This is a genomic window from Streptomyces sp. SID12501, assembly GCF_010550245.1.
In the GTDB taxonomy this organism is placed as follows: Bacteria; Actinomycetota; Actinomycetes; order Streptomycetales; family Streptomycetaceae; genus Streptomyces.
Genome location: NZ_JAAGLU010000035.1, coordinates 78,299 through 91,957 on the forward strand (window position 1 = coordinate 78,299; position 13,659 = coordinate 91,957).

At 70.5% G+C, this 13,659-nt stretch carries 7 protein-coding genes; 6 read left to right on the forward strand and 1 reads right to left on the reverse strand.

Going from position 1 to position 13,659, the window contains the following annotated elements; genetic code table 11:
- Nucleotides 1–59 precede the first annotated feature (59 nt).
- Nucleotides 60–2,933, reverse strand: coding sequence for a glycoside hydrolase family 3 C-terminal domain-containing protein (locus G3I71_RS34425; RefSeq protein ID WP_164320926.1), 2,874 nt, complete (start codon nucleotides 2,931–2,933; stop codon nucleotides 60–62).
- Between the two features lie 370 nt (nucleotides 2,934–3,303).
- Between G3I71_RS34425 and G3I71_RS34430 the strand changes: the two genes are divergently transcribed.
- From G3I71_RS34430 to G3I71_RS34455, 6 genes are all read left to right on the forward strand, one after another.
- Entirely contained in the window at nucleotides 3,304–4,983 is a 1,680-nt protein-coding gene (locus tag G3I71_RS34430; RefSeq protein WP_164320928.1) for an extracellular solute-binding protein, read from the forward strand.
- Nucleotides 4,983–6,071 (forward strand): sugar ABC transporter permease, encoded by a 1,089-nt coding sequence (locus G3I71_RS34435; protein WP_164320930.1) that lies wholly within the window; start codon nucleotides 4,983–4,985, stop codon nucleotides 6,069–6,071. The genes G3I71_RS34430 and G3I71_RS34435 overlap by 1 nt, the downstream gene beginning before the upstream one ends.
- Nucleotides 6,068–6,994, forward strand: coding sequence for a carbohydrate ABC transporter permease (locus G3I71_RS34440; protein WP_164320932.1), 927 nt, complete (start codon nucleotides 6,068–6,070; stop codon nucleotides 6,992–6,994). The genes G3I71_RS34435 and G3I71_RS34440 overlap by 4 nt, the downstream gene beginning before the upstream one ends.
- 178 nt (nucleotides 6,995–7,172) lie before the next feature.
- Nucleotides 7,173–9,401, forward strand: coding sequence for a sialidase family protein (locus G3I71_RS34445; protein WP_164320934.1), 2,229 nt, complete (start codon nucleotides 7,173–7,175; stop codon nucleotides 9,399–9,401).
- Nucleotides 9,401–11,365: a beta-galactosidase gene (locus G3I71_RS34450; RefSeq protein ID WP_164320937.1), complete on the forward strand. Its 1,965-nt coding sequence runs from the start codon at nucleotides 9,401–9,403 to the stop codon at nucleotides 11,363–11,365. The genes G3I71_RS34445 and G3I71_RS34450 overlap by 1 nt, the downstream gene beginning before the upstream one ends.
- A complete protein-coding gene (locus G3I71_RS34455) occupies nucleotides 11,362–13,632 on the forward strand; it encodes a glycoside hydrolase N-terminal domain-containing protein (RefSeq protein ID WP_164320939.1) in 2,271 nt (756 codons plus the stop codon). The genes G3I71_RS34450 and G3I71_RS34455 overlap by 4 nt, the downstream gene beginning before the upstream one ends.
- The last annotated feature ends 27 nt before the right edge of the window (nucleotides 13,633–13,659 follow it).

Consider the following 13,659-nt stretch of genomic DNA (forward strand, 5'->3'; position numbering starts at 1 on the left):
GTCCGGCACCGATGCCTTCCGGTGCCGGACCCCTTCCATGCGCCGACCGCTCCGGGCCCTCAGCCGGAGAAGCCGACGTGCGCCAGCCGCAACGGGCCGCGCAGCCTCACGCGTACGTCGCGTACGCCGTCGGTGGTGAGGGCGGCCCGGACCGTCGTGTAGTCGTACGGGCCCGGCGTCGGCGTCGGTGTCAGGACGGTCGGCTTGTCGTCGCCGTCGAGCAGAACCTCCACCACTCCCTCGCCCGCGACCTCGACCTCGACCGTGACCTCCGTGACGCCCTCCCCGAAGTCGCAGTCCCGGTAGAGCAGTTCGGCCTCTCTTCCGCCCGCCGGTGTCACCGCGTCGCCCGAGACCTTCGTACGGTCGACGATCCCCGCACCGCTGTGCTCGTCGAAGTCGGCTGCGGCCAGGCCTCGTTGGCGCACCGGCCGGGGCGTCGCCGGAGTGCCGGTCAGCTGGACCGTCGTACGCGCGCGGATGTCCTCGCTCGACGCGCCCGCCAGGATTTCGTACGCGCCCGGGGCGAGGCGTCGGCCGCCGATCGCCACGTCCCAGAACTCCAGGCAGCTGAGCGGGAGTTCGAAGGAGACCGTTACGGACTCCCCCGGTGACAGGGGGACACGGCGGTGGGCCAGCAGTTCCCTGCGCGGGCGGGTCACCGGCGAGTCCGGTGCCCGTGTGTACAGCTGCGCGACCTCGTCCGCCGCGCTGTCCCCGGTGTTGGTCACCGTGAACGACACCCGCAGAGTCTCGTCGTCCTCCGCCCCGGCCGTCAGGTCGGCGTACGCGAACGACGCGTACGACAGACCGTGGCCGAAGGGGAACAGGGGGGTGCCCTCGAAGTAGAGGTACGTCTGCCGGGAGCCGATGATGTCGTAGTCCAGCAGGCCGGGGAGGTCGGCGTCGTCCGCGTACCAGGTCTGCGGGAGGCGGCCCGCCGGAGAGACGTCGCCCGCCAGGACGCGGGCCAGCGCCGTGCCCGCCGCCTGACCGCCGTGCGCGGTCCACAGGGCCGCCGGGAGATCCGATACGTCCACCGCGTACGGATACGCCGAGGTCAGGGCCAGGATCGTTCGGGTGTTCGTGGCTCGGGCCGCGTCCAGCAGGCGCTGCTGGTGGGCGGGGAGGCGCAGAGTCGTGCGGTCCTCGGTCTCGCGGCCGTTGATGTGCGGGTCGTTGCCCGCGACCACGACGACCACGTCCGCCCGGGCGGCCGCTCTCTTCACCGATTCCTCACCGCGTTCAGCGATGATCAGTTCGAAGATCTCCGGAGAGGTCTCCTCTTCGTCGGCAACCCTTACGCCGTCGGCGGCGACGGAGACGTGGCGACCCGTACCGACGTGCCTGAGGAGGTGACGGTTCTCGTGCGACCCCTGCGACCCGTGGGGCTCCAGGCGGAACGTCTCCTGGACCACCCAGCCGCCCGGCTGGTCCGCCGACGCCCGTACGAAGCCGTCCTCCGCGACCGAGAGGTAGCGGCCGTCGGGCGCCCGCAGCGTCAGGAGACCCTCACCCCAGTCGATCAGCGCGAACGCGGTGCCGTCGGCGTCGGCGGTGAGCGCGGGCAGGTCGGTGCGGCCCGCGAGGAGGGCCGGGTCCAGCGCGCCCTCGGCGCCCCGGGCAACGTCGGGCGCGTCCTCGGCGGGCGGTACGTGCAGGAAGGTACCCGCGGACGTCCGAAGCCGTACGCGGTCCACGCCCTCCGCGAACTCGACATGCTCGGCGCCGAAGCGGTCGTACAGCGCCTCCAGCGGTGTCGAGCGGTGGATGAGGGTGCCGCTGTACCAGTCGACCTTGCACTCGTCGGCGAGCAGGCCGACGACCGCCACCCGGGTGCCGGGGGCCAGGGGGAGCGTGTCGTCGTCGTTCTTCAACAGGACGATCGCCTGTTCCGCCGCCTCCTGGGCGAGGGCGCGGTGAGCCGGGGTGTCGAAGTCCGAGGTGCCGGCGTACGGGTCGTACTGCGGGTCGAACTCGCCCAGCCGGAAGCGGACCGAGAGCTGGCGGCGGACCGCCCTGTCGATGTCCTCCTCCGACAGCAGGCCCTGGGCCAGGGCGCCCCGGAGTCGGGCGACGATCTTCGAGCTGTCCGTGCCGTGGTCGGTGAAGCTGTCCACGCCGGCCAGCAGGGAGGCGGCGGTCGCCTCCTCGTGGGTGTCGTAGTAGTGCTCCGAGTCGACCAGATTGGAGGGCGCTCCGGCGTCCGAGCAGACCAGCAGGTCCTCGTCCGTCCAGGTGCGCAGCTGGTCGTCCAGGTGCGGCGAGACGTGGTTGGGACGGCCGTTGACCAGGTTGTACGCGGGCATCACACCGGCCACCGCGCCCGCCTCGACCGTCTCGCGGAAGGCGCGCAGATCGTACTCGTGCAGCACGCGCGGGCGGACCGAACTCGACGCGGTGGCCCGGTCCGTCTCGTTGTTGTGGGCCAGCCAGTGCTTGAGGACCGGGGCCGTGCGCCAGTACACGGGGTGGTCGCCGCGCAGGCCGCGGGTGTAGGCGGTGGCGATCGCCGAGGTGAGCTTCGGGTCCTCCGAGTAACCCTCCTCGTTGCGGCCCCACAGCGGGTGGCGCAGCAGGTTGACGGTGGGCGCCCAGACGTTGAGGCCGACGCGGTCGTCGAGGGCGCGCATCGCCCGGACCTCCTTGGACACCGCCTCGCCGACGCGGTGCACGAGCTCCTCGTTCCAGGTCGCGCCGAGACCGACCGCCTGCGGGAAGACGGTCGCCGGGCCCATCCAGGCCACCCCGTGCAGCGCCTCCTGGCCGGTACGGAAGGCGGCGACGCCGAGGCGTTCGACGGCGGGTGCGAACTGGTGCAGGAACGCCACCCGTTCGTCGAGGGTGAGGCGCGACAGCAGATCGTCGATGCGCTTCGCGATCGGCAGCTGCGGATCGCGGAATGGCGGCGAAGGCGGCGTTTGTGCGGTCACGTGGGGTTCCCTTTGCGATGGAGCGGCCAGGCACATTCGAAGCGCTTCGATGCTCATTCGACGTGGGGGTGGGTGTCAAGAGACCCAGGCGCAACAACTCCGTTTCCCGCCCGTGATGTCAGGCGGCATACGGGGGCGCTCCGGGCCGCCTGGCAGGGCCCTGTACCTCGGAGGAATCTTGGAACCGACCCTTGTGCACCCTCTGGTGTTCACTTAACCTCGCAGCAACATCGAAGCGCTTCGACTACGGAATGCCGTTGCACTGGTCGGAGGACCGCTTCAGCTCAGCCAGTCTCACTCAAGTCACTCAAGACACCGCAGCCGACGGCCCACCGCCGGGTGTCCTGGTGCGCCATGAAGGGTTGACGCAATGACGCCGAACGCCGCTTCCGCCTCCTCCGGGCCGAGCCGGAGAAGCTTCCTCGCCTCGACGGCGGTCGCCACCGCCGTGGTGACGGGCGGGATCCCGCTGCTTGCCGCCTGCGGAGGGTCGGGCGGCGGCGAGCGCGAGGGAGCCACGTCGGGCAAGGCCGCGGACAAGCTGCTCCCGACGTTCGTCGCGAGCACGGTCGCCAGGCCGGACCTGCCGTCGAAGAACGGTTCCTCCGCCGGCTACACCGGCAAGGTCGACCTCGCGGCCCTCACCGCCTCGGTCCCGGACAAGCTGGGCACCGGCGCCTCCTTCAAGATCATGTCTCCGTACTGGGGCTCCCCGCCGAAGGCCGACTGCGCCTACTACACGGCGCTCGACGCCGCGGCGGGCACCAAGATCACCTGGCAGAACCAGGACGGCACCACCTACGGCCAGAAGCTGGGCGCCGTCCTCGCCTCCAGCTCCGTCCCCGACATGGTGGTCGTGCCCGGCTGGGAACTGGTCGGCAAGATCGCGAACGCCGTCACCGCGAAGTTCATGGACCTCGGCCCCTACCTGGCGGGCGACAAGGTCAAGAAGTACCCGAACCTGGCCGCGATCCCCTCCGACGCCTGGCGCATGGGCATCTTCGGCGGCGCGCTGCGCGGCATCCCGATGCCGGCCGCCTCCGCGTCCTTCATCGTGCCCTACTACCGCAAGGACATCTTCGACAAGAAGGGCTACTCGGTACCCAAGTCGCCCGACGAATTCCTCAGCTGGGCCAAGGAGGCCACCAGCGCCAAGGCCAAGGTGTGGGCCTGCGGGGACATGTCCTGGAGTGCCTTCAACATCTTCGGTGTCCGCTCCTCCGGGTCGCTCGGCTGGAACATCGGTTCCGACGGCAAGCTGACCTACCGCTCCGAGCAGCCCGAGTACCTCGAGGCCCTGGAGTGGACCCGCAAGCTGTTCGACGCGGGCGTGGTCCACCCCGACGACAAGGCGCGCTCGGGTGACGCGGGCAACCGGTTCACCGCCGGGCAGATCCTGGTCTTCAACAACGACATGTCCAACTGGTACGGGAAGACCGCCGAACAGGCCACGTCCAACCCGGACTTCGACATCGAGGGCATGGACCTCTTCGGCGCGGACGGCGGCAACCCGACGCTGTGGGCGGCCCAGCCCGCCAACATCTGGTCGATGATCCGCAAGGGCGCCTCGAAGGCGACGGTCGAGAACGCGCTGGCCGCCGCCGACTTCGCGGCCGCGCCCTACGGCACCAAGGAGCGGATGCTCGTCGACTACGGCGTCGAAGGCACCCACTACACGGTCAAGGACGGCGTCCCGGTCAAGAACGACCTGGGCAACTCCGAGGTGGTCAACGCCTGGGTGATGCTGTCCGCGCCGGCCCCCTACTACGCCCACCCCGACTTCCCGGACGTCGCCCGCAAGCAGGTCGAGTGGCAGCAGCGGATGGGCGCCTTCATGAAGAAGACGTCCACGTACGGTATGAACATCGTCGAGCCGACCCGCTGGGCGAACCTCTCCAGCCAGTTCGAGCAGCTGGAGATCGACTACGTACGCGGCAACCGCAAGCTGTCGGACGTACAGGCCGCGATCTCCACCTGGAAGTCCTCCGGCGGCGACAAGCTTCGCGACTGGTACCAGCAGCTCATCGACAAGAACGGCAGCGGCAACTGATGTCTCTCACGGCCGGGAGCAGGCCCGACGGGACTCGTTCTCCCGCGGCCGTCGAGGAACCGACGGCCGCGGTCGCCGCGGCGGTGGCGACCGAACGGGTGCCGCGCGAGGCCCGTAAAGCAGGCAAGGCGGGCAAGGTGGGTAGAGCGGGCAAGGCGGGCAAGGTCCCCTGGCGGGTCCGGCTGCGCCGTGACCGCGCGCTCATCCTGATGACGCTGCCCGTCATCCTCCTGCTCCTGCTCTTCAACTACGTCCCGCTCCTCGGTAACGTCGTCGCCTTCCAGGACTACGACCCGTACGTCTCCAGCAACGGCGTCACGGCGATCTTCCACAGTCCCTGGGTCGGCTTCGAGCAGTTCTCGCGGATGATCGACGACCCGCTGTTCTGGGGCGCCGCGAAGAACACCATCCTGCTGTTCGCGCTCCAGCTGGTGCTGTTCTTCCCGATCCCCATCGCCCTCGCGCTGATCATCAACAGCGTGATCCGGCCCCGGGTCCGGGCCGTGGCGCAGGCGATCATGTATCTGCCGCACTTCTTCTCGTGGGTCCTCGTGGTCACCGTCTTCCAGCAGATCTTCGGCGGCGCGGGCATCATCGCCCAGACCCTCGAGGACCACGGGTGGAGCGGCTTCGACCTGATGACCAACGCGGACCTCTTCAAGTACCTGGTCACCGCGCAGGCCGTCTGGAAGGACGCCGGCTGGGGGATCATCGTCTTCCTCGCCGCGCTGGCCGCGGTCAGCACCGACCTGTACGAGGCCGCCGCGATGGACGGCGCGGGGCGCTGGCGCCGCATGTGGCACGTGACGCTGCCCGCGCTGCGCCCGGTGATCGCCCTGCTGCTCGTGCTGCGGGTGGGCGACGCGCTGAGCGTCGGATTCGAGCAGTTCCTGCTCCAGCGGGACGCGGTCGGCGTGGGAGTCAGCGAGGTCCTCGACACCTACGTGTGGAACATGGGTATCCAGAACGGCGACTTCAGCTACGCGGCCGCGGTCGGCCTCGTCAAGGGAGCCATCGGATTGTGTCTCGTCCTGGGCGCGAACAAGTTCGCGCACCTGCTCGGCGAGCAGGGGGTGTACAAGAAGTGAGCCTCAACACGCAGCTCGTCCGCAGTCTCAAGGCGCCTGCCCGCCCCGCGTGGGAGGAGGAGCCCAACAAGGCCGGGATCACCGCCAAGAGCGTCTTCCTCGCGCTCTGTTGTCTGGGGGTGGTCGGCCCGCTCTGGATCGTGATCGTCACCAGTCTCTCCCCGAAGCCGGTGATCGACCGGGTCGGCGGCCTCGTCGTGATCCCCCAGGGCATCACCTTCATCAACTACACGGAGCTGCTCAGCGGCGGCCAGGTCAGCCGGGCGATCACGATCTCGGTCGGTGTCACGCTCTTCGGCACACTGTTCTCGATGGCGGTGTCGGTGCTCGCGGCCTACGGGCTGTCCCGGCCCGGCAGCCTGGGACACCGGTTCTTCCTGATCACCATGATGGCGACCATGTTCTTCGGGGCCGGCCTCATCCCGACGTACCTTCTGGTGCAGTCGCTGGGGCTCACCGACACCTATCTGTCGCTGGTCCTGCCCAGCGCGGTCAGCGTCTTCAACATCCTCGTCCTGCGGGCCTTCTTCATGGGGATCTCGCCCGAGCTCACCGAGTCCGCGCGGATCGACGGGGCGGGGGATCTGCGGATCCTGCTGACCATCATCATGCCGCTGTCGCGGGCGGTGCTGGCCGTGATCTCCCTGTTCTACGCGGTCGGGTACTGGAGTGCCTGGTTCAACGCGTCCATCTATCTCAGCGACCAGGAGATGATGCCGTTGCAGAACGTGCTCATCCAACTGGTCCAGAAGAACACCGCGTCGCCCACGGGGCTGCAACAGGCGGTCCGTACCGGGCAGTTGTCGGCGCTGGGGTTGCAGATGGCCGTGATGGTCCTCGCGTTGATCCCGGTCGCGGTGGCATCGCCGTTCGTGCAGCGGCACTTCAAGAAGGGCATGCTGACCGGCGCGGTCAAGGGCTGACGGTCGGTTTCTTCCGGTTTCGTTAGGTTTCGCGGCTTGGGGTGCCTCTTGCGGTCCGGTGGTGGCTGCGGGTGCGTCGTGGCTTCTCGCGCCCACCCGGCGGAGCCGTAAATGTCACAGCCCCGCGCCCCCTAAGGGGCGCGTCCCCTCACTCTCTCTGTTCAGATCGAGGTAAGTCATGCCTGCGTCCCGTCCGAGTAGACGTGCCGTTCTTGCTGCGACCGCTGCCGTTGTCGCGGTCTCCGCCGTGTCCCTGTCCGGTACGGCGGCCCAGGCGGCCTCCGCTGCGGCGGCCCCCGCCTACCGCTGGCGCACCGCCGTCATCGGCGGCACCGGGTTCGTCACCGGGGTGCTGTTCCATCCCTCCGTACGAGGACTCGCCTACGCCCGTACCGACATCGGGGGCGCCTACCGGTGGGACGAGCGGGCCGCCCGCTGGACCGCGCTCACCGATCACCTCGGGTGGGACGACTGGAACCTCCTCGGGGTGGAGGCGATCGCCGTCGACCCCACGCACCCCGACCGGGTGTACCTCTCCCTCGGGACCTACGCCCAGTCGTGGGCCGGAAACGGTGCCGTCCTGCGGTCCGAGGACCGGGGCGCGACCTGGGCCCGTACCGACCTGACCGTGAAGCTCGGGGCCAACGAGGACGGGCGGGGCGCCGGCGAGCGGCTGCTCGTCGACCCGCGGGACAGCGACACCCTGTGGCTGGGCACCCGGCACGACGGACTCCTCAAGTCCACCGACCGGGGCGCCACCTGGGCGTCCGCGAGCACCTTCCCGGCCACCCCGAGCCCGAGTGGTCAGGGCGTGACCTTCCTGGTCGCGGCCGGCCGTACCGTCTACGCCGGCTGGGGCGACGGTGACGGCAAGGGCACCGCCGGTACGGCCAACCTGTACCGCACCTCCGACGGTTCGACCTGGGAAGCCGTGCCCGGGCAGCCCGTCGGCGCCACCTCCGCCAAGGTCCCGATCCGCGCCGCCTACGACAAGCACACCCGCGACCTGTACGTGACGTACGCCAACGCGGCCGGTCCCAACGGCCAGTCGGACGGCAGCGTGCACAAGTTGCGCACGACGACCGGCAGTTGGACGGACGTGACCCCGGTGAAGCCGGGCGGGACCACCGCCGACGGCTCCGCCGACAACTTCGCCTACGGCGGGGTCGCCGTCGACGCCTGCCGGGCCGGCACCCTCGTCGTCTCCACCAACAACCGCTGGGCCGACATCGACACGGTGTTCCGCTCCACGGACGGTGGCCGCAACTGGACGTCCCTCAAGGACAGCGCCGTGCTCGACGTGTCCGAGACCCCCTTCCTCAAGTTCGGCAAGGACAAGCCGAAGTTCGGCTGGTGGATCCAGGCGCTCGCCCTCGACCCCTACGACTCCCGGCACATCGTGTACGGGACCGGCGCGACCCTCTACGGCACCCGCGACCTCAAACACTGGGCCCCGCAGATCCGCGGCCTGGAGGAGACGTCCGTACGCCAGCTGATCTCGCCTCCGACCGGGGAGGCGCACCTGCTCAGCGGGCTCGGGGACATCGGCGTGATGTACCACGAGCGGCTCACGGCGTCCCCGTCGCGCGGCATGGCGTCGAACCCCGTGTTCGGGTCGGCGACGGGACTCGCCCAGGCCGCCGCAAAGCCGTCGTACGTCGTCCGGTCAGGGTGGGGCGACAACGGCAACGGGGCCTTCTCGAACGACGGCGGGCGGAGCTGGGCACCCTTCGCCGCCCAGCCCGCCATCGCCAAGAACGCACCGGGGCCGATCGCCACCAACTCCGACGGCAGCGTGCTGCTGTGGACCTTCGTGCACTGGGACGGCACGAAGTACCCGGCCCAGCGCTCCACGGACAACGGCACGACCTGGTCCGAGGTCTCGACCATCCCGAAGGGCGCCACGCCGGTCGCCGACCCGGCCGACCCGACGCGCTTCTACGCGTACGACACCGACACGGGAACGCTGTACGCCAGCACCGACAGCGGCCTCACGTTCACCGCCCGGGCGAGCGGACTGCCCTCCGGCGACAGCCAGTTCGAGCTGGCCACGGCACCCGGACGCTCCGGCGACCTGTGGCTGAGCGTCAAGTGGAACGGGCTCCACCGGTCCACCGACGGGGGTGCCACCTTCACCAAGGTCGCCAGCTGCTGGGCGTCGTACACGCTCGGGTTCGGCCGGGCGGCCGAGGGTGCCGCCTACCCGGCGGTCTTCATGGTCGGCTCCACCGAGACCGTCACCGCCGTCTACCGCTCCGACGACGAGGCCAAGACCTGGACGCGGATCAACGACGACGCCCATCAGTGGGGTTGGACCGGCGCGGCGATCACCGGCGACCCGCGCATCCACGGCCGCGTCTACCTCGCCACCAACGGACGGGGAATCCAGTACGGGGAGCCGGTCTGATGCCGGGGCTCGGTGACGCCGGCCGGGGCCGCATCCTCTTCGGCGGCGACTACAACCCCGAGCAGTGGCCCGAGGAGACCTGGCCCGAGGACGTCCGGCTGATGAAGGACGCCGGCGTCAACTCCGTCACGCTCGGCGTCTTCTCCTGGGCCAAGCTCGAACCCCGGCCCGGGGCAAGGGAGTTCGGCTGGCTGGACCGGCTGATGGACCTGATGCACGAGAACGGCATCGGCGTCGTCCTCGCCACGCCCACCTCCTCGCCGCCGCCCTGGATGGGCCGGCTGCATCCGGAGACCCTGCCCGTCGCCGAGGACGGGCGGATCGAATGGTGGGGCGGGCGCCAGCACTTCGCACACTCCAGCGCCGCCTACCGCCGCTACGCCGCCGCCATCACCGAGGACCTGGCCGCCCGCTACGGCGGCCACCCCGCCCTCACCATGTGGCACATCAACAACGAGTACTGCACCTACGACTGGGGCGACGAGTCGGCCGCCGCGTTCCGGCGCTGGCTCCAGGACAGGTACGGCTCGCTGGACGCCCTCAACGAGGCCTGGGGAACGGCGTTCTGGAGTCAGGGGTACGGCGACTGGTACGAGATCCTGCCGCCGCGCCTCCCGCACTACATGCGCAACCCCACCCAGGTGCTCGACTTCAAACGCTTCACCTCCGACGCGCTCCTGGAGTGCTACCTCGCGGAACGCGACATCGTCCGCCGCCACTCCCCGCACCTCCCGGTCACCACCAACTTCATGCCGATGTGGGTGGGGCAGGACGCCTGGCGCTGGGTCCAGGAGGAGGACGTCGTCTCGGTCGACATCTACCCCGACCCGCGCGACCCGTTCGGCGCCCAACAGGGCGCGCTGATCCAGGACATGACGCGTTCGCAGGCACGCGGCCCGTGGATGTTGATGGAACAGGCCGCCGGTCCGGTCAACTGGCGGGGCGTCAACCACCCCAAGCCGCGCGGCCTCAACCGGCTCTGGTCGCTCCAGGCGGTGGCGCGCGGCGCCGACGCCGTCTGCTACTTCCAGTGGCGCCAGTCCCGACAGGGCGCCGAGAAGTTCCACTCAGGCATGGTCAGCCACGCGGGCGAACACGGCCGGACCTTCCAGGAGGTCAAGCAACTCGGCGCCGAACTCGCCGCCATCAGCTCTGAAGTGACGGACAGTCACACACCCAGCGACATCGCCGTTCTCCACGACTGGCACGCCTGGTGGGGCGGCGCCCAGGACGGACGGCTCTCCTCCGAGGTGGACTACCCGCAGGTCGTACGGGCCTGGCACCGCGCTCTCTGGGAAGCGCACCTCGCGACGGACTTCGCCCACCCCGAACACGACCTGTCGGCCTACCGGCTCGTCGTCGTACCGCAGTTGTACCTGCTCACGGACGCGGCGATCGACAACCTCCTGGCGTACGTACACGGCGGCGGCACCCTCGTCTGCGGATTCCTGACCGGAGTCGCCGACGAGGACGACCGGGTACGGCCCGGCGGCATGGACGCCCGGCTGCGCGAACTGTTCGGCCTGGGCACCCTGCACGAGTGGTGGCCACTGGACGCGGGCGAGACCGTCGAAGTGGACGGCTTCCAGGGGCACTTGTGGTCCGAGGAGCTGGAGGCCGACGGCGCCGACGAGGTCACCCCGTACAAGGGCGGCGAACTCGACGGGCTGCCGGCGATGCTGCGCAAGGGCCGAGCCTGGTACGTCTCCACGCTCCCCGAGTCCGACGCGCTGCGCGACCTCCTCGCCCGGATCGGCGCCGACGCGGGCGTCCGGCCGGTGCTGGACGCGCTGCCCGCCGGGGTCGAGGCCGTCCGGCGCGGTGAGCTGCTCTTCGTGCTCAACCACGGCTCCGATCCGGTGACCGTCCAGGTGCCCGGCGTCCACCGGGACCTGCTGACCGGCGCCATCGTCATGGACGAGGTCCCGCTGGGCCGGTACGGAGTGGCGGTGCTGAAGCCATGACAACCGACGGACCCGCCCAAGGACCTGTCCACGGCACCTGGGAACCACGCCCCGCCGCCCGCTGGGAGGACGGCTATCTGAGCGGCAACGGCCGCCATGGCGCCCTGGTCTTCGGCGACCCGGACAACGACCGTGTCGTCATCACGCACCACACCCTCGTCCGCCCGAACGGTGGCGAACACGCGAGGCCGCCACAGCTGGCAGACCAACTGGCCGTCCTCCAGGACCGGTTGCTGGCCGGGGACACCACGGCCGCCGAGAGCTTCACCGACGGGCGGGAGCTGCAGTGGGTGCAGCCCTTCCACCCGGCGTTCCAGGTGCGGCTGCGCGGCGGAGCTCCGGCGGGGGAGGGGCGTGACTACCGGCGGTCCGTCGACTTCACCACCGGCGTCACCGAAGCCGGGTGCGAGGGCTGGCGCAGCCGGGTCTTCGTGTCCCGCGCGGACGACGTCATCGTCCAGTACGTCACCGCCGACGCCCGTGCCGCCGGCGGTCCCGGTCTCACTCTCGAAATCGACCTCGACCACCGACTCCCGGGCGCCCCGCTTGAGTTGGGCGTCGGCCAGAGCGTGGTGCGCACCACCGAGGGCGCCCTGCTCACCCTTCGCGCCCGCTACCCGGACAGCGACCGCGCGTACACCGGCGTGACCCTCGTCGTGCCCATGGGCGGCGGTACGACCCTGACCCCGCCCGGCGTACGGGTCGAGGGCGCGAAGTCCGTACTGCTGCTGACCCGCGTCGTCCGGCACATCGGCGAACTGGACACGGCGGACCATGCCCGTGCCCTGCGGGAACTGCTGCCGGACGAGGACGCCGAGCCGGGTTCGGAACAGCGGACGTACGACCTCCTCCTCGCCCGCCACACCCTCCTCCACCGCACCGCCTACGACCGCGTCACCCTCGACCTCGCCGCCGACGAGACCGAACGCGCCCTTCCCGGCGCCGAGTTGCTCACCCGTGCGAAGAGTCCCGCCCTCCTGGAGCGCCTCTTCGCCGCCGGCCGCTACCACCTGCTCTCCGCCGGCGGAATGTGCCCGCCCCGCCTGGTCGGCCTGTGGACCGGCGACTGGAACACCGCCTGGTCCGGGGCGTTCACCACCGACGCCAACCTCAACCTCCAGATCGCGTCCGCGGCGGCCGGAGCACTCCCCGAAGTCACCGAGGCCCACGCCGCCCTGATCCACCGTCAGATCGACGACTGGCGGGAGAACGCCCGCGCGGTCTTCGGCGCCCGGGGTGTGGCCGCGCCCGCACACACCGACGGAGAGTCCGGGCTGATGTACCACTTCAGCCGTGAGTACCCGCTCCACCTGTGGACCGCCGGCGCCGACTGGCTGCTCAAGCCGCTCGTCGACCACGACGACACCGAGGGCGTCCGCGACCCCCGCACCGCCGCCCTGCTCGCGGAAGTCGCCCTGTTCTACGAGGACTTCCTCACGCGCACCGACGCCGACGGCCACCTCGTCGTCGTCCCCTCCTACTCACCCGAGAACCGTCCCGCCAACGCGAGCTGGGGCGCCGTCAACGCCGCCATGGACCTCTCGGCGGCCCGGCACGCCCTGCTCGCCGCCGCCGATCATCACCCCGACGACCGCGAACGGGCGGACCGCTGGCGGGCGTTGGCGGACCGGCTCCCACCGCACAGGGTCAACGCCGACGGCGCGCTCGCCGAATGGGCCTGGCCCGGCCTCGACGACACCTACGACCACCGGCACCTCAGCCATCTCTACGGTGTCTGGCCCCTCGACGAGATCAACCCGTACGACACCCCGGACCTCGCCGCCGCCGCGTACCGCGCGCTCCAACTCCGGGGCGCCGAGAACGACTCGGCCCACGGACACCTGCACCACGCGCTGATCGCGGCCCGCCTCCGCGACGGCGAACGGGTCACCCACGCCCTCGGCCAGGTGCTCGACGGCGACTTCTTCCACGCCTCGCTGATGAGCGCCCACTATCCAGGGCGGGACGTCTACAACGCGGACGCGGCCCACGCCCTGCCCGCGGTGCTGATCGAGGCGCTCATCCAGTCGACCCCCGACCGGCTGGTCCTCCTGCCCGCGCTCCCGGCGGCCTGCCCCACCGGCCGGCTCCGGGGCGTACGCACGCGGTTCGGCGCGGAGGTCGACCTCGACTGGGGACCGGGGCGGGGCCGGGCCGTCGTACGCCCCAGCCGCAGTCACCGGATCGACCTCAGGACTTCCTCCGGCGCACGAACGCTCGATCTCGTCGCCGGAGAAGACCGCGTCCTCGACCTGGGGCCACGGTAACCGCACCGAGGAACAGCGCGACAGAGA